The organism is Bombella sp. ESL0378, from assembly GCF_009725845.1.
Classification (GTDB): Bacteria; Pseudomonadota; Alphaproteobacteria; order Acetobacterales; family Acetobacteraceae; genus Bombella; species Bombella pollinis.
The window spans coordinates 64,559-80,732 of the sequence record NZ_WNIF01000010.1 but is presented as its reverse complement, the minus strand read 5'-3'; the positions used below and the strand labels follow the sequence as shown (position 1 = coordinate 80,732).

Below are 16,174 nucleotides of genomic sequence, written 5' to 3'. Positions count from 1 at the left end.
CTGGCTGATGCGCCGATACCGTTTTGAGCGTGTATGACTACGCAGCTTTGGGGAGGCGCATGGATAGGGTGGCAGGCTGTAAAAAGGAGCCTCCCACCCTAAACGCATGGCTGCGGAGAGGTTATTTCGTCTCGCCGCAGACATAAGAGTTGATTTCGCCGCCCAAGGGGATTTCGGTTACTTTCGGTGTGTTCCATGCCATGATGGTACTCCTTATGTAGCGTGACTTGTGCAAGGCTGCACAAGGGTGAGCGTGTCCCTTCTTTAGGGAAGCTCCCCATTGGGAGGATAAAGCAAACTTAACCAAAAAGGCCAGTAGAAACCGCAGCGTAACGTAAAACTATCGTGTTTAGCCTGATAAAGGGGTTGCTGGTCATGGGGCTTTTTTTCTGGCACATGAGGCGGATTATAAAATATCAAGCGAGGGGATGTTATGGCAAAGCCATCACGGCGGGGTGTGTGTTTGGTTATTTCTGCGCCTTCAGGGGCGGGAAAATCCACCATAGCGCAAGCTCTGCGTGAGGCCGATCCGACTATCTTTACCTCTATTTCTGTCACAACGCGCGCACCTCGCCCCGGTGAGGAAGAAGGGGTGCATTATTACTTCCGTGATATGCCAACCTTCCGCCGCATGGCCGAAGCGGGGGAGTTGCTGGAATGGGCAGAAGTGTTTGGCCGTGGCTATGGCACCCCCCGTGCCCCGTTAGAAGCTGCTCTTGCCGCTGGGCGGGATGTGATTTTGGATATTGATTGGCAAGGCCATCGTCTGATGCGTCAGGCCATGGCAGATGATGTAGTGGGGTTGTTTGTTCTACCGCCCTCTTTGGAGGAATTAGAAGCCCGTTTACGGGGGCGTAAGACCGATGGCGATGCGGAAATTGCCGCCCGCATGAAGGCCGCTATGGGCGAGATGTCTCATTGGCCAGAGTTTGATTATGTGTTGGTCAATGATGATTTGGATAAAGCGGTTGCGGAGGCACGGTCTGTCCTTGTGGCGAATCGGCTAGCCCGTGCCCGCAGGAAGGACCTAGAGGCTCTCTGGCCTGTAGCGGGGTAGGCCGGGCTTTGCTAAGCTGGGGAGGTTATGTGAGCAGGAGCGTAAATGATGAGTGAAACGCAGGTAAAAACGCCGCTTATTCTGGCCCTCCCAAAGGGGCGGATTCTTAAAGCTTTGCGCCCTGTGTTGCATCATACAGGCTTTGAACCAGCACAAGATTGCCTTGATGAGAGCAGCCGCCGTTTGCGTTTTCCGACCTCTAGTCCGGATTTGGACGTCGTGCGGGTGCGGTCTTTTGATGTTGCTACCTTTGTGGCTTATGGCGGGGCGGACATTGGCGTCTGCGGGGCTGATGTGCTGATGGAGTTTGACTACCCCGACCTTTATGCCCCGCTAGACCTTGGGATAGGCGGGTGTCGTATCGCTGTTGCGCGGCCTAAAGGGAGTGGGGAGGATGAGCCGCCAGAGGGGCGGTCCCGCTTGCGTGTGGCCACAAAATATCCGGCCATTGCGCGGCGTCATTTTGCCTCGCGCGCGGTGAATGCGGAGATTGTGCATCTCCATGGGGCGATGGAGCTTGCCCCAGCCCTTGATATGGCCGATGTGATTGTGGACCTTGTCGATACCGGCTCGACCTTGCGGGCTAATGGGTTGGAGGAGGTTGAGACGATTGCGCATATTACAAGCCGGTTGATTGTAAATCGTATCGCCTTAAAGACGCGACCGGAGGAAGTCGGGCTTTTGATTGAGCGTTTCCGGGCGGCTGTGGCGCAATCTATGCAGCAAGGGGAGTGTGCTTGATGAAGCGTCTTGATACCGCATCGCCAGAGTTTAAGGCGCATTTAAAGGCGGTTTTGGCTCGCCGGGGAGAGCAAAGCGGCTCTGTCGCAGAGCCTGTGCGTGCGATTCTGGCAGATGTGCAAAAGCGGGGTGATGAGGCCCTTTGTGCTTATACAGCGCGGTTTGACCGCCTCACATTGGAGGCAGGGCAGCTACGCATTAGTGAGGCAGAGATTGCCGAAACCGCTGCGCGTGTTGCGCCGGAGACAAAGGAGGCTCTGGCCTTTGCAGCAAAGCGGATTCGGGCCTTTCATGAAGCGCAGCTCCCTAAAGACCTTGATTATACGGATGAGGCAGGCTTGCGTTTGGGGATGCGCTGGACACCGCTCGATGCGGCAGGGCTTTATGTCCCCGGTGGGAAGGCGGCTTATCCCTCCTCTGTGTTGATGAATGCTCTACCAGCGCATGTTGCGGGGGTGAAGCGGTTGGCGATGTGCGTGCCAACGCCAGATGGCGTGCTAAATCCGCTCGTGATGGAGGCCGCGCGCCTTTGTGGTGTGACGGAGATTTACCGTGTTGGCGGGGCGCAAGCGGTAGGGGCTTTGGCCTATGGCACGCAGAGCATCGCCCCGGTGGACCGTATCGTAGGGCCGGGTAATGCGTTTGTAGCAGAGGCGAAGCGGCAAGTTTTTGGCCATGTGGGGATTGATAGCATCGCCGGGCCATCCGAGGTTGTGGTGGTCGCGGATGGGAAGAATGACCCGCGCCTTGTCGCGATTGACCTCCTCGCCCAAGCTGAACATGATGAGCAGGCACAATCAGTACTGATTACGCAGGATGAAGCCTTTGCTGATAAGGTCATCGCTGCGGTTGAGGCGGAGTTAAAGACCCTTCCCCGTGCAGATATTGCGCGGAAAAGTTGGGCAGATTGCGGGGCTGTGGTGATTGTTCATAGCGAAGATGAGGCTGCTGATGTGGTGAATGAGTTCGCCCCAGAGCATTTGGAGGTGCTGTTGGATGAACCACGGGCCTTTAGCCAGAAGGTCCGCCATGCAGGGGCTATCTTTATGGGGCGGTTCTGCCCAGAGGCCGTAGGGGATTATGTTGGTGGGCCGAATCATGTTCTGCCGACAAGCCGCACGGCCCGTTTTGCCTCTGGCCTTTCGGTTTATGACTTCCTGAAACGGACAACCTCTATCGAGACAGATATGGAAGGGTTGAGACAGGTCGGCCCTGCTGGGGTGATTTTGGCACGGGAGGAAGGGTTAGATGCCCACGCCCTCAGCCTCTCTGAGCGTTTAAAGAAGGGCTGATGTTAAAAAGGGCCGCTCCTTTGATGAGGGCGGCCTTTTTTGATGGGGTTACCCGCGGAAGAAGTCCAACATCATGGCGTTAAAGCTGGGGGCATCTTCCACATGCAGCCAATGGCCGGTATTGGGGATGGTCTTGACCTCCGCTTTGGGGAAGTAATCCTGAATGACAGCATGATGATGGGGCTTGATGTAAGGTGAATCCCCGCCACGGATAAAGAGGGCAGGGCCGTCCCATGTTTTGCCGCTAAAGGCTTCGACTGGCCATTCCTGAATCACGGGGAAGCTAGCGACAATATCCGTCACACCGATATTCCATTGGGCAGGGTCACCGGGGGTGATGTGCTGGGCAATGAGCTCGCCTACGGAGGGGTCATCGGTGAGGTCATGAAGGAACTTGCGGATTTCGGCATGGCTGCTGAGGGCAGGAAGCGGCGTATGATAAAGCTGTTGGGCAAGGTCATGCTGGCCATGAATCATCGTATCGGGGGCGATGTCGGCGATGAGCAGCTTTTCAATACGTTCCGGGGCGGTCAGCGTGGTGGCCATGGCTGTTTTCCCGCCCATGGAATGGCCTACGAGATGGGCTTTCTCAATACCGAGTGCATCCATGCTTTCAAGTACATCTTTGGCCATTTCCGGGTAGGAGATGGGGGCGTGGTCGCTCTCGCCATGGCAACGGAGGTCAAAAGCAACCGTGTTAAAATAAGGGCTAAGGGCCCGTTGTAGGATGCCCAAGTTACGCGCCCGCCCAAAAACACCATGAAGCAGAACGACCGTTGGCGCATTATCAAGGCCTGTTTCATTGCGAATAAGGGAAGCGAGCTGCATGACTGTAACCCTCTAACGGACTGAAATTATGAGAAGAACCGCCGCTTATAGAGTTATTACGGATAAAATCAATCCTATATTCCCTATGAGAGCTATTACAACGAGTTTAGGTTTTGGAGATTATTTTAAAAAGGTAACATATTAAGTGTTCTTATCTGTTTCAAAGAGGTTCATCGGTAGGGGGTAGTTGTGCTGATGGGGTATAATATGCCCTAAAGGGATAAAGTCCGTTTTGCTTGTTCGTCTTATGGATGAGATATTACTGAGGAGGCCCCCATGGCACGCACTACATATCATCCCGAAACATTAGCCCTGCATGCTGGTTGGCGGGCTGACCCGGTGACGGGGTCTGTCGTGCCACCTATCCATCAGACGACCTCTTATCAATTTGAGAGCAGCCAACAAGCGGCGGACCGGTTTGCGCTGAAGGATGTGGGGATGATTTATTCCCGCCTGACAAACCCAACAGTTGATGTGTTTGAAAAACGCATGGCCGCGTTAGAGGGGGCGGCAGCGGCTGTAGCGGTGGCGTCTGGTCAGGCGGCATCGGCTGTAGCGGTGCAAAATCTCGCGGAGGTTGGGGATAATATCGTCAGCGGGACGGACCTATATGGGGGGACGTGGAATCTCTTTGCCCATACCCTCAAGATGATGGGTATAGAGGTGCGTTTTGTGGACCCATCCGACCCGGCAGCCTTTGAAGCGGCAAGTGATGAGCGGACGCGGGCATGGTATGTAGAAACTTTGCCGAACCCGAAATTGATTGTCGCTCCCATGGCAGCGATTGCCAAAGCGGGACGCGCCTTGGGGATCCCTCTGATTGTTGATAATACGGCCACCCCGTTACTGGCACGTCCCTTAGCGCATGGTGCGGCGATTGTGGTGTATTCGGCGACCAAATATATTGGCGGGCATGGGACCTCTATTGGTGGGTTAGTGATTGATGGTGGGCAGTTTGAATGGGGGCAGCGTCACCCGTTGCTCACACAGCCAGACCCAAGCTATCATGGGGCGATTTGGACGGAGGCTGCTCGTCCTTTAGGGCCAGTTGCATATGCGCTGCGGGCAAGAGCGGTATTGCTGCGCGATGGTGGGGCAGCTCTTTCGCCCTTTAATGCCTTCCAGCTTTTGCAAGGGGTGGAGACCTTACCACTGCGGATGCCGCGCCATTGCGAGAATGCGCTAAAAGTGGCGCAGTTTTTGCAGGGGCGTCCTGACGTGCAGCGCGTTATCTACCCCGCCTTGCAGGAGGGTGAGGCACGGCAGCGTGCGGAAGCTGTTTTGCAGGGGGGCTTTGGCGGGCTTGTCGGCTTTGAGCTTTCTGGCGGGCGTGAGGCAGGCCAACGTTTTATTGATGCGTTGGAGCTGTTTTATCATGTCGCTAATATTGGCGATGCGCGGAGCCTTGCGATCCATCCTGCCTCTACAACCCATGCGCAGTTGAGCGAGGCGGAGCAAAAGGCGGCAGGGGTCTCCCCCGGCTATGTGCGGTTGTCGATTGGATTGGAGCATCCAGAGGATATTTTGGCAGACTTAACGCAGGCTTTGGGGCGTGCTGCTGGGTAAGGGGGGGGATTTCTTGCTCGGGGCCCCTTGGCAAGAGAGGCTTTACAGCGCAGGGTGTGCAGGGTTTGACCCCATTGGGAGAAAAAGGGAGAAGATTATGTCCACACCAGAAAGTCGTCTCGCTGCGTTAAATATTGAGCTTCCCGTTGCCGCTGCCCCTGTGGCGAATTACCTCCCTGTTGTGCGGACGGGTAATTTATTGGTTGTCTCCGGGCAGTTGCCATTAGTGGATGGTAAATTGCTGATTACTGGTAAGTTGGGTGGTGAAGTCTCCAATCAAGCAGGGACAGCATGCGCACGAGCATGTTTTATCAATATTCTGGCCCAGCTTAATACGGCTTTGGGGGGTGATCTTTCCCGTGTGCGGCGGGTTGTGCGTCTTGGTGGTTTTATGGCCTGCACGCCTGATTTTACCGATCATGCTGCTGTGATGAATGGGGCTTCTGACCTTGCTGCTGTGGTGTTTGTTGGGGAGGTTGGCCAACATGCCCGCTCGACCGTTGGTGTGCCGAGCTTACCGCTGAATGCCCCGGTAGAAGTTGAAGCGATGTTTGAAGTCGCTTAAAGAGGGCTTCTTTTTGGTAGGTTGGTTGTTATGGAAGGGCAGCCTGCCAGAATCATCTGCCAGATTTTAATGAAAGGATGACTGATTCGATGAGTGATACATTACCTGATCGCCTCTCTATCTACCCTGATAGCCCTTATTATAATGAGGAGATATTGGGCCGCGGCATAGGTGTGCGCTTTAAAGGGGAAGAAAAGACCAATGTTGAGGAATATTGCGTGAGTGAGGGGTGGATTCGTGTCTCTGTAGGGCGGTCTTTAGACCGGCGGGGCCGGCCGATGACGTTAAAGCTGAATGGCCCTGTTGAAGTCTGGTTTAAAGGTGAGGCGGCGTCCTGATTAGCCCCTCTAACATAAAGGATTAAAGCGTGCCTGAGGCAGACTATATGCCCGTTGAGGATGCGGCGCGTGGTGCTGTGGCTGTACCGGCGCGGGCAAGCTTCTGGCTGAGGCGGTTTTTAGCCTTTATTGGCCCTGGCTATATGGTTGCCGTGGGGTATATGGACCCCGGTAATTGGGCCACAGACCTACAAGGTGGGGCACGGTTTGGGTATCGTTTACTATCGGTCATTCTGCTGGCCAATATTATGGCGGTCCTGCTCCAAGCCCTTGCGGCACGGTTGGGGATTGTAACAGGGCGTGACCTTGCCCAAGCCTGCCGCGACTGGTTACCACGTTGGGTAAACATTCCCCTGTGGCTGACTTGTGAAGTCGCCATCATTGCGTGTGATTTGGCCGAAGTTATCGGCACGGCTGTTGCGCTGAACTTATTGTTTGGCCTTTCTATTATGGTCGGGACGTTAATTTCCGTTTTGGATGTTTTTCTCGTCTTATTGCTCATGCAACGTGGGATGCGCGCGCTGGAAGCTTTTGTGATAACCCTTTTGGGGATTATCGCTGTGTGCTTTGGCATACAGCTTGTGGCGGCATCCCCGTCTATTGGGGGGATTTTAAAAGGCTTTGTGCCATCGCCACATATTTTGACGAACCCCGATATGCTGTATGTGGCGATTGGGATTATTGGGGCTACAGTTATGCCTCATAATCTTTATCTCCATTCCTCTTTGGTAAAAAGCCGCTCCTACCCGCGTACGGTGGAAGGGCGGCGGGATGCGCTGCGCTGGGCGACATGGGATAGCACATTGGCTTTAACGCTGGCTTTGTTCATCAATGCTGCGATTTTAATTGTGGCTGCGGCGGCGTTCCATGGCACGAAATATCAAAATGTGGCTGAGATTAGCGATGCGTGGCGGCTGCTTTCGCCCGTGTTGGGCTTTGGGCTGGCCTCGACCTTATTTGCCGTAGCGTTGCTTGCTGCGGGCACAAACTCCACCGTTACAGGGACGTTAGCAGGGCAAATTGTGATGGAGGGCTTCCTTCACTTACGGTTGCCTTATTGGCTGCGGCGACTCATCACCCGTGGCATAGCCGTGTTGCCCGTTATTGTTATTGTTGCTCTTTATGGGCAGGGGAAGGTGGGGGATTTGCTCGTATTGAGCCAGATTGTCCTTTCCATGCAGTTGCCCTTTGCGATGATTCCGCTTGTTTGGTTTGTCTCAAGCCGGCAGAAGATGGGGGCGTTTCGTCTTACGCCCTTATGGGCTGTTTTAGCGTGGTTTGTGGTGCTGGTGATTGTTGGGTTGAATGTAAAATTACTAAGCGATGCCCTGTTTTAGGCGCGTGTTGGTAGGTGATGGAAGGCCCGGTCAAACCATGTTAGCCCGTGGCGTGTCCCATCATCTATTGTAATGGCATGCACCCGGCAGATGAGGACGTCATGCGTGCCGATGGTGTGTGTATTCTCTATCGTACAATCAAGCGTGGCCAGCGCGCCGTCTAATAAGGGGGAGCCGAGCGGGCCGGGGTGCCATTGCCCGCATGTGAAGCGTTCTGTCGCGGTGAGTTGGTTATTAGCAAAGGCGCAGGCGAGATCATCATGGCCTTTACCGAGGATGTTAATGCCGAGTTTTTTGTTGGTCAAAAAGGCCTCATGCGATGCGTTAGCACGATTAAAGCAGACCAATATTGTGGGCGGGGTATCGGTAACACTCGTTATGGCGGAGACTGTTAAGCCATAACGCCCCGCAGGGCCATCAGTGGTAACGAGTGTAACAGGTGAGCCAAGGCGACTCATAGCATTGCGAAAGATAGCCTGCATGGGGGAGACTTTCAGGGCAGAATAAATAGGACTAAAGAAGGACGGATAAGGGGTTTATCAAGGCTTTTTTGTAAATCCAAGAGTGAAAACAGCTGTTAGTCTTTTAAGGTGAGGGGGAAAGGGGCATTTCTGCCCCTATCAAGTTAGTAAGTGAGGGTAAGGGAGGATTGGTAATAGGTTGCATCATGTGCGCCAGCTTGGTGCATGGCGTGGGATGTAAGGAAGCGGACGACATGATGATCCCAGGTTAAATGAGGGCCAAGGCGTAAGCTTGCTGCCATTTGTGGGGCAATCCCGACAAAGGAGTCGTAGTTATAAGCATTATATCTCCCGGAGGTGAATTGCCGTTGGAAGATGTTACGCCCATAGATGGAGTATGTGTCATCCCCCGTATTGTAACGCCAATAAATGGGTAGTTTGAGTTGGAAGGTTAGATAGTTGGTGGGGGAGAAGCTCGCCTTTGGAGCAAAGTCGATCAAGTTTTGCCCGGTGAGGTAATTGGTGGGGTCCAGATAATTCGTGTTTACACCGAAGGGTTCGATATAGGTGTTCACACTGCCTGTCGTCCCGCGTGCGCCACCGCCGGAATAAGCATCGCCCTGCACACCGATGGTAGGATGCCACATAACATGGCGGAAATGGTAATCCACCGTGCCATTCATGGACCACGCATTTACATGGCGGTTCATTTTATCATAATGGTTTGCGGCGTTATAAGATTGATAGAACCGCCCCTGCTGATACGCTCCCCCAAAGGAGAAGCTGATAGGCCCGGCCTCCCCATGCCACCGCATGCCAAAGTTATTGCGTTTGGTGTGGCCTAATGCGGAGGCATTATACATCACTGTTTGCTGGGCAGGCCCGCCGTTAAGCTCATAGCCATAATAGAAGATGTTGATGAAGGAATATCCTGCCTCCCCAAGGAAGTGGAAATCCGGCGGCGCATAGGTGATGTTAGCCCCATAAAGGCGGGTTTTATAATCAAGTGTGTCGTGGAAAAGGGAGTTCCCCCCACGGAAGCTATCTGTATGGTTGTTCTTTGTATTGATGAAATAAAAACCATCAAACCGGACGCGGTTCCAATGCTCGTAAATGCGGAACCCATCCCAGCTGAGTGGGACGTTCAGCACATCGCGATTACCGATCATATAGTCAGGCGCATCAAGGAATTGCTGCCGCCCAAAGATGAAGCCGCCATGCCCTCCAACAGCATTGCCGCTAAGCTCTACAAACGCTTGTTGAAGGTCTAAGTTTTTACGGAAGGTGCCATCATAGCTATAGCCGCGCCACCCACCAGCATCAGCGTTAATAAGTTGGCCAAAGAAGCGTACATGCTGGCCAAAATGGAGGTCCGCACTCCAAAGATTACGGACAGCAAAGCGGCCAGAGTTAAAGGGGCGGGCCTTCATGGAGGTGGTAGGGTCAATCGCTGCACCAAAGACAGGCCGCCTATCGTACCAGTTATTCAGCCGCGTTTCCCCAGCAAGGCTAAGCCAGATGGAGCCGCTATCATTAAGCTTCATGTGCTTATAGCTATCAAAAGGGTCGCCACGGTCACAAAGGCCGGTTTTAGGCTGGCTGATGCTATCCATCCCCGCTGGGGTACCATATTGGGAGACGGGGCCGAAGCCTGTCTCACTCCCATCCCCACGAGCCCAAATGCCATAAGGGTTAGATTGGGGGGCTTCAGCCGGACAGCCGCCCGGTGCTGTGTGCATGATGCGGTCGAGGATGCTGCGTTTTAGCTGTGAAGAATCGGTACTAGCGGGAGTTGTGCTGCTTGCTTCAGCATGAGCAGGTGACAGTGTGGTGCCCAGGCCAGCTGTCAGGAGCGTGGTGTAAAGGACGATATGGGGAAAGGGTCTTTTGGGCATTACATGGGACCTTGTTATGGTTTTTACGGCCCCAGAAGATGATTAAAATGAGGTTAGAACATTGATTTAACGCAAAAGTTCTTCAAAGAGACTCATCAAATAAACCTCTTACAGAGATATGGATTACCGATTAATAAAGGGGCTTATGAAAAACCCCTTATAATCAGCCAGTTTTCTCAAAAGAGGTTTATTTTAAGTCCTCTTTTTCCCCCGGTAAGAGGGCGGGGATAAAGACAAGTGAGCAGATGAGCGTGCAGGTGAGGGAGAGAAGTAAAAGCCGCCCCATACTAGCGGTGCCCGGATGGATAGAGGCTGCTAAAGAGCCAAAGGCGGAACCAGTTGTCAGGGCAGAGAATAAAACCGCTCGTGCTGTGGGGGAGGAAAGGGGATTATGCAACCCTGCACGCCAGTTCATGACGAAATAGATGTTAAAGGACACCCCGACCCCTAGCAAAAGGGGTAAGGCGATGATGTTCGCGTAATTGAGTTGCTCCGGCACCGTGATGACGAGAATCACCGTGAGGAGTGAGGAGAGGAGTAAGGGCAGCAGCACGAGGAGACTATCGAGCACGCGGCGCAATGTGATGAGTAAAATTAGCGCAATGGCGATAATGGCGCAGATAGCTGCGGTAATAAAGGCGTGTGTGATGGTCTGGGCACTGGCGATAATCTCCAAAGCTGGGCCGGAAATATCAGGGGTGACCGTCTCTAGCTCATTGACGAAGCGATGGAGCGTCTTGGTCTCGGACATTTGTCCTTTAGGGTGAATGACCAAACGATAGGCCCCGTTAGAGGCAATATAGTCGGCACGGATATGGGCCGGGATGCTCTGCATCGTAATGGACGGTGGGGGGACTAGGAGCGTTTTAAGCTGGTTAAGCTCTGCGGGGAGGAAGTGGGTGAGGGCCTCATTGGTGGAGAGCAATGTGGCATCAGGGGCGGTAGAGAGGCGTAAAAGCGCATTATGTAAAGCAGCGAGGGCGGGGGTTAATTTACCGTCTAACCCATCAAAAGAATGAGCGGCTTTAAGGGCTGCTTGGCGGAGTTCCGCGGCGGAAGGGGGCGGGGCTGGGTGGTTAACATCTAAGGTAGGGAGGATGATGTCGCCTGCATCATGGATGAGCTGGATTTTAGCGTCTTGGTCATCGGGGACGAGGGCCCCAAGCCAGAGGACATCATGTACGCTTTCGAGCTTGTTAAAGGCCGCCGCTTGGCGTGCAGCGGTAGCAATGTCTGGGGTGAGGACTTGGGCATTATACGGGGTTGTGAGGGGGTTTTCCTCCAGTAGATTAAGGGCCTTCATGCCCTCTGTGTCAGGCTTTTTGGTATGGAGGGGGTCGGCATCAAAGCTCAGGCGTGGGATAAGGCAAAGCCCGATAAGGCCGAGCACCCCAAAAATGCTCAGAACAGGGGTGCGATAACGCTGTAAAGCGCGGTCTATCGGCAGGAGAGATGTAAAGCCCGTGCTGCTCGCCCCCGGTTTGGCGCGGAAGGCCATCAGCAAAGCGGGTAGAAGAGTCAGGGTGCAGAAGAAGGCGATGATCATCCCGCCCCCAGCAATAAGCCCTAATTGGGCAACCCCTACAAAATTCGTGGGTGTGAAAGCGAGGAAGCCCGCCGCTGTTGCTAGGGAGGCAACAAAGATTTGCGGGCCACTCTCTTTGCCGGTGCGCTCTAAGGCTGCAAGGGGGGCGAGGGGTTGGTTCTGCTCATCCTTTTGGCAGCGGAAGCGCACACCAAATTGAATGGCGAAATCGACCGCAATCCCAACGAATAAGATGGCAAAGGCGACCGAAATCATATTCAAGGTGCCGACAATTAAGGCTGCAAACCCTGTTGTGAGTAACAAGCCAATGATGAGCGTCAGGAGGATGGGGATAGCAACGCGCAATGTCCGCACGGCAAGGATGAGCCAAAGCGCAACAAGGGCGAAAGAAATGATAAGGCCGATGACCATCCCTTGGGCAACGGTGGAGAACTCCTCATCACTGAGTTTCGCTTCCCCGGTGATGAGCGCATGGGTCCGTCCTGCTTTGACGCTGGGCAGTGTGTTTAAGGCCGCACGCATGGCTTTTGTGGCGGCCTCTGAGGGCTCAAAGGAGGAGAAATCAGGCCGTGGATGGGTGACGACAAATTGGTAATGCCCGCCAAGGTCGCTCAAACCACCGGAGAGTAATTTCTCCCAAGAGAGGGGGGCGGCTTGGCCTGTCATGCCTTGCTCTAATGTATGGGTTAGGCCATCAAGAGCGGTATTGAAGCTAGCAGGGATGGGTTGGCCAGTTTTAAGGGCTGTTGCCATAAGGCCGAATGTGCCAAAGAGGCCGCGTGCAGAAGGGTCGGCAGCTAAGGTGCCGAGGAATGGTTGTGCGGCGATGATGGAATCGAGCAGGGGTTCTAGCTCTTTTGTATCGATAAAGAGGAAGGCATTACGGGTATAGAAAGGGTCAGCATCAGGTTGGCTGACTTTATCGAAATGCTCATGGTCTTGTGCGAGGATGGCGGCAAGATCGTGCGCTGCCTCGCGCCCTTCTTCAGGTGTAGCGGAGCTGATGATGGCGACGAGGGTGTTCTTCTCGCCGGGGAAAAGTTCTTCTAATTGATGGTTTTTTTGCTTCCAAGGGAGGGTATCGGCAAAGAGCTTATCGGTCTCGGTTGTGATGCCGAGATGGTTAAGGCTAAGCCATACCGAGCCAGCGCATAACAAGGTAAAAATGGTCAATACAAGGGCGACATGGCGGCCACAAAACGCATTGAGACGGTTTGTCAGCGTGGAAAGCATGGCAGTGTGATCCTCTTTTACCCTTGTGTAATAGGCTGGATATTGGCCCATTCTAGCCTTGTGGATGAAGGCAGTAGTAGCGCGATAGGGCGGGATTTTCCATAGCGTGCGGTTTCCCCTTTTAGGAGAAAGGCCTCATCTAAGGTAAGATGATTGCAAAAGGAGTGTGCGGTGTGGCTTGGCGGGCACAGCCTTTCTAGGGCAGAATGAGCGTATGACTTGGACATTAGACGGCATAGCCGAGCATGAAACGATTATTCGCCATAGTGTGTTCCGCACTATGGCCGCCCCTGTGGAGGATGAAGCCGGAGCGATGGCCTTTCTGGCCCAAGTGGCTGTGCCAGAGGCAACGCATAATTGCTGGGCGTTTCGTGTTGGGGGGCGGTACCGTGTTTATGATGATGGGGAACCCTCTGGCACGGCAGGGCGGCCTATTCTCTCTGCGATAGAAGGGCAGGATTTTGAGGGGGTTATGGTCGTTGTCACCCGCTGGTTTGGGGGGGTGAAGCTTGGGGCCGGGGGGCTGGTGCGGGCCTATGGCGGGGCAGCAGCAGCTTGTTTGCGCGAGGCAGCAAAGAGTGAGTGGGTCGAGCGGGTTCGGCTAGGCTTCCACTGTCCTTTCCCGATTTATGCGGAGGTAGAGGCCAAATTACCGGGATGGCGCGTGGAGGTGCGCGAGTGTACTTTTGGTGCGGCAGGGGCCGTGATGGAGCTGGCTGTCCCCGTGCAAGCGCGTGAGGAGGTTGAGGCATGGCTGAGGGACCTCACACGCGGGCAAGAGCCTATCCGTGTATTGGATGATGAGCCGGACTAAGGGGTGTCTTGTTGAGCCGCTTCTTTTTTATCCTCACGTTTTAACTCGTCAGGTGAAGGGCCTTTGGCCTCCGGGGCGGAATAGCGGGGTACGCGGCCATGATGGCCAAAATTGACGATGCGCGCTTCCCGCAGGCCATGATGAGAGACGAGGAAGCGGGCGAGTTGCAACGCAATAGCCGCCCCCATAAAAGGCCCGACAAGATATATCCATATCCCATGGAGGTTATGGGCTAAGGTATCGGGGGCTAAGGTCCGCATAAAATTGGTGCTATTGCCAGAAAAGCCGGAGATAAACGGGTTAGTAATCGCAAAATAAAGCGCGCACATCCATGTGGTAAAATGCTGAAGGCGTGGGCGTGATGCGGTGAAATAAATGACGAGAATCAACCCTGCGGTGGCGATGCCTTCCATCAAAGCAATAAAGCCAAGGTTATAATGGGAAGCGGGGAAGGTCCCTGCATAGTGGATTTGTGTCACAAGAGGCTGCCAGAAGGGCAGGAGGATGCTCAGCCCAAGGCTTGCGAGGAGCGTCCCTGTAAAAGCCCCAATGAGCTGGGCAAATATGTAACCCAGAGCATCTAACCAACGGATTTTCTTGCTTAGGAAGAATGCCAACGTCACAGAGGGGTTGAGATGCGCCCCGCTGACTTTCCCAAAGGGGGAGAGTGTGGCAATCGTCCCCGCTAGGCCGAAGAAGAGGCCAATAAGGGCAGAGCGAAGAATGGGGTAAGGGGCCAGAAAAGCCGCCACAGGGGAGCCATCGGCGGCTAAAATTGTGGTGACGGTAATGCCAAGAAGCAGCATGATGGCCGTAGCGATGGCCTCCATGGCATAGAGCTTCCAATGGAAGGGTTGGTCTGGGTGGGGTTTGCCTTCTAGGGGGCGGTCTGTCAGCTCTCTGCGGGAAAAGCGAATATGCGGCAGACGAATATGAGGGTAGCGAACATGCCGGGCTGTGTAGGTTTTCTTGCGGTCAGTCATGGGAGAATGGACCCAGTGTTAAGACAAGATCATATTGTGGTGGGCATTAGTGTTTCGGGAAGAGTGGGGAAAGGTCAAGGGCTGTAAGAGGTTTTTAATGTTTCCCGATTTCATGACCCCGCAGCGGGGGAGAAGCGGCGGACAAGGTCGCTGAGATGGCCTGTTTCGGCAATGGTGAGGGTGGCTGGACCTTTGGGGCGGGCTGTGGCTGTACCTACATGGCGCGGTATGACAGCTTGTTTGAAGCCGAGTTTGGAGATTTCTTTCAGTCGGACTGCTGTTTGGCTGACCTGTCGCACTTCGCCAGAGAGGCCAATCTCCCCAAAATAAGCCTCATGTGGGGCGGTTGGTTGGCCTGTTGCGGCAGAGATGAGGGCTGCTGCAACGGCGAGGTCGGCAGCGGGCTCGTTAATCTTCAGCCCGCCTGTGATGTTGAGATGGACGTCCATACTCCCAAGCTTTAACCCGCAGCGTGCCTCTAACACTGCGAGAATCATACTCAGGCGGGAGCTATCCCAGCCTAGCACGGCCCGCCGTGGGGCCCCATCGCTGCTTTTGGCGGAGAGAAGGACTTGTACCTCCAGCAAAATAGGGCGTGTGCCTTCTAACCCAGCAAAGACGGCAGAGCCTGCGATATTGCCATGCCGCTCCGCAAGGAAAAGGGCGGAGGGGTTGGGGACTTCCCGCAAGCCTGTATCGGTCATGGCGAATACGCCGATTTCATCCGTTGCACCAAAGCGGTTTTTAGCCGCACGGAGAATACGGAATTGATGGCCGCGATCCCCCTCAAAATACAGCACCGCATCAACCATATGTTCCAAAACGCGCGGGCCGGCTAAGGCTCCCTCTTTTGTCACATGTCCAATGAGGATGAGGGCAAAGCCAAGCGTTTTAGCAAGGCGGATAAGCTCAAAAGCACAATTACGCACTTGGGAGACCGAGCCGGGCGCGCTAGCGACACTCTCTAGCCACATGGTTTGGATGGAGTCGATGACTACGACATGGAGGCTGCGATTCTCCTCCAAGGTTGTGGCGATGTCATTGACATTGATAGAGGCTGCAAGGTCTAGCTGGTCTAGGGCTTTAGGGTCTTTATCCAGCTCTAACCGTTGGGCACGGAGGCGGATTTGGTCTATCGCCTCCTCTCCGGAGACATAAAGAACATTATGGTGCGCTTTGGCTAAAGCGCAGGTCATTTGGAGCATGAGGGTGGATTTGCCAATGCCGGGGTCCCCCCCCACCAGCACGACCGAGCCGGGGACAAGCCCACCACCAAGGACGCGGTTTAATTCTGCCATGCTGGTATTAAGGCGCGGTGGGGGCGCTGCTGTGCCATCAAGCCGCGTGGTTTTTAGCCCCGTACCGCGTTTGCCCGGTTGGGCTTTGCTGGGGGTTGGGGTGCTGGCTTCTTCCTCTAGGCTATTCCATTCCCCGCATTGGTCGCATCGGCCTGTCCATTTTGGATAACGGGCATGGCAATTTTGGCAGATAAAGATGCTAGTGGGCTTTTTGGCCATA

General features: G+C 54.3%; 15 protein-coding genes. 8 read left to right on the top strand and 7 right to left on the bottom strand.

The window, feature by feature from the left end; genetic code table 11:
* Positions 1-121: 121 nt before the first annotated feature.
* Complete coding sequence (gene pqqA / locus GM556_RS07725) at positions 122-202, bottom strand: pyrroloquinoline quinone precursor peptide PqqA (RefSeq protein WP_099026553.1); 81 nt, start codon at positions 200-202, stop codon at positions 122-124.
* Positions 203-433: 231 nt separating this feature from the next.
* Between pqqA and gmk the strand changes: the two genes are divergently transcribed.
* Genes gmk through hisD form a run of 3 tightly spaced genes read left to right on the top strand, consistent with a single transcriptional unit; the run spans position 434 to position 3,090 of the window.
* On the top strand, positions 434-1,057 hold the full coding sequence (gene gmk, locus GM556_RS07720; RefSeq protein WP_155579739.1) for a guanylate kinase: 624 nt from the start codon (positions 434-436) through the stop codon (positions 1,055-1,057).
* A 45-nt stretch (positions 1,058-1,102) separates the two neighbouring features.
* Positions 1,103-1,798, top strand: a complete 696-nt coding sequence (gene hisG, locus GM556_RS07715) for an ATP phosphoribosyltransferase (protein WP_370513398.1) — start codon at positions 1,103-1,105, stop codon at positions 1,796-1,798.
* Positions 1,798-3,090, top strand: coding sequence for a histidinol dehydrogenase (gene hisD, locus GM556_RS07710; protein ID WP_099026551.1), 1,293 nt, complete (start codon positions 1,798-1,800; stop codon positions 3,088-3,090). Before hisG ends, hisD begins: the two co-directional genes overlap by 1 nt.
* A gap of 48 nt (positions 3,091-3,138) precedes the next feature.
* Here the strand turns inward: hisD and GM556_RS07705 are convergent, their stop codons facing one another.
* Positions 3,139-3,918 carry an alpha/beta fold hydrolase gene (locus tag GM556_RS07705; RefSeq protein WP_099026550.1) on the bottom strand — a complete coding sequence of 260 codons (780 nt, stop codon included), beginning with the start codon at positions 3,916-3,918 and terminating at the stop codon, positions 3,139-3,141.
* A 276-nt stretch (positions 3,919-4,194) separates the two neighbouring features.
* Between GM556_RS07705 and GM556_RS07700 the strand changes: the two genes are divergently transcribed.
* The 4 genes from GM556_RS07700 (at position 4,195) to GM556_RS07685 (ending at position 7,724) form a co-directional block, all read left to right on the top strand.
* A complete protein-coding gene (locus tag GM556_RS07700; protein WP_155579738.1) occupies positions 4,195-5,484 on the top strand; it encodes an O-acetylhomoserine aminocarboxypropyltransferase/cysteine synthase family protein in 1,290 nt (429 codons plus the stop codon).
* A 94-nt stretch (positions 5,485-5,578) separates the two neighbouring features.
* Positions 5,579-6,049 carry a RidA family protein gene (locus GM556_RS07695; RefSeq protein WP_370513624.1) on the top strand — a complete coding sequence of 157 codons (471 nt, stop codon included), beginning with the start codon at positions 5,579-5,581 and terminating at the stop codon, positions 6,047-6,049.
* A gap of 89 nt (positions 6,050-6,138) precedes the next feature.
* Positions 6,139-6,387 (top strand): DUF3297 family protein, encoded by a 249-nt coding sequence (locus GM556_RS07690; protein WP_099026547.1) that lies wholly within the window; start codon positions 6,139-6,141, stop codon positions 6,385-6,387.
* A gap of 47 nt (positions 6,388-6,434) precedes the next feature.
* A complete protein-coding gene (locus GM556_RS07685) occupies positions 6,435-7,724 on the top strand; it encodes an Nramp family divalent metal transporter (RefSeq protein WP_155579813.1) in 1,290 nt (429 codons plus the stop codon).
* Here the strand turns inward: GM556_RS07685 and GM556_RS07680 are convergent.
* From GM556_RS07680 to GM556_RS07670, 3 genes are all read right to left on the bottom strand, one after another.
* Positions 7,721-8,206, bottom strand: coding sequence for a flavin reductase (locus GM556_RS07680; RefSeq protein ID WP_155572568.1), 486 nt, complete (start codon positions 8,204-8,206; stop codon positions 7,721-7,723). The genes GM556_RS07685 and GM556_RS07680 overlap by 4 nt on opposite strands.
* Positions 8,207-8,349: 143 nt before the next feature.
* Positions 8,350-10,080 carry an alginate export family protein gene (locus tag GM556_RS07675; protein WP_155579736.1) on the bottom strand — a complete coding sequence of 577 codons (1,731 nt, stop codon included), beginning with the start codon at positions 10,078-10,080 and terminating at the stop codon, positions 8,350-8,352.
* A 187-nt stretch (positions 10,081-10,267) separates the two neighbouring features.
* Positions 10,268-12,859: an MMPL family transporter gene (locus GM556_RS07670; RefSeq protein WP_155572570.1), complete on the bottom strand. Its 2,592-nt coding sequence runs from the start codon at positions 12,857-12,859 to the stop codon at positions 10,268-10,270.
* Positions 12,860-13,073: 214 nt separating this feature from the next.
* Between GM556_RS07670 and GM556_RS07665 the strand changes: the two genes are divergently transcribed.
* Entirely contained in the window at positions 13,074-13,673 is a 600-nt protein-coding gene (locus GM556_RS07665; protein ID WP_155573420.1) for a YigZ family protein, read from the top strand.
* On the opposite strand, the gene GM556_RS07660 is transcribed toward GM556_RS07665, so the two are convergent.
* Both GM556_RS07660 and radA read right to left on the bottom strand, forming a co-directional pair.
* Positions 13,670-14,656, bottom strand: a complete 987-nt coding sequence (locus GM556_RS07660) for an MIP/aquaporin family protein (protein WP_155579735.1) — start codon at positions 14,654-14,656, stop codon at positions 13,670-13,672. The genes GM556_RS07665 and GM556_RS07660 overlap by 4 nt on opposite strands.
* Positions 14,657-14,766: 110 nt before the next feature.
* Entirely contained in the window at positions 14,767-16,173 is a 1,407-nt protein-coding gene (gene radA, locus GM556_RS07655; RefSeq protein WP_155579734.1) for a DNA repair protein RadA, read from the bottom strand.
* Position 16,174 lies beyond the last annotated feature (1 nt).

Bases quoted from the DNA above. Each gene is read 5' to 3' on its own strand.
- pqqA (WP_099026553.1), bottom strand. From the start codon at position 202: ATGGCATGGAACACACCGAAAGTAACCGAAATCCCCTTGGGCGGCGAA.
- gmk (WP_155579739.1), top strand. From the start codon at position 434: ATGGCAAAGCCATCACGGCGGGGTGTGTGTTTGGTTATTTCTGCGCCT.
- hisG (WP_370513398.1), top strand. From the start codon at position 1,103: ATGATGAGTGAAACGCAGGTAAAAACGCCGCTTATTCTGGCCCTCCCA.
- hisD (WP_099026551.1), top strand. From the start codon at position 1,798: ATGAAGCGTCTTGATACCGCATCGCCAGAGTTTAAGGCGCATTTAAAG.
- GM556_RS07705 (WP_099026550.1), bottom strand. From the start codon at position 3,918: ATGCAGCTCGCTTCCCTTATTCGCAATGAAACAGGCCTTGATAATGCG.
- GM556_RS07700 (WP_155579738.1), top strand. From the start codon at position 4,195: ATGGCACGCACTACATATCATCCCGAAACATTAGCCCTGCATGCTGGT.
- GM556_RS07690 (WP_099026547.1), top strand. From the start codon at position 6,139: ATGAGTGATACATTACCTGATCGCCTCTCTATCTACCCTGATAGCCCT.
- GM556_RS07685 (WP_155579813.1), top strand. From the start codon at position 6,435: ATGCCCGTTGAGGATGCGGCGCGTGGTGCTGTGGCTGTACCGGCGCGG.
- GM556_RS07680 (WP_155572568.1), bottom strand. From the start codon at position 8,206: ATGCAGGCTATCTTTCGCAATGCTATGAGTCGCCTTGGCTCACCTGTT.
- GM556_RS07675 (WP_155579736.1), bottom strand. From the start codon at position 10,080: ATGCCCAAAAGACCCTTTCCCCATATCGTCCTTTACACCACGCTCCTG.
- GM556_RS07670 (WP_155572570.1), bottom strand. From the start codon at position 12,859: ATGCTTTCCACGCTGACAAACCGTCTCAATGCGTTTTGTGGCCGCCAT.
- GM556_RS07665 (WP_155573420.1), top strand. From the start codon at position 13,074: ATGACTTGGACATTAGACGGCATAGCCGAGCATGAAACGATTATTCGC.
- GM556_RS07660 (WP_155579735.1), bottom strand. From the start codon at position 14,656: ATGACTGACCGCAAGAAAACCTACACAGCCCGGCATGTTCGCTACCCT.
- radA (WP_155579734.1), bottom strand. From the start codon at position 16,173: ATGGCCAAAAAGCCCACTAGCATCTTTATCTGCCAAAATTGCCATGCC.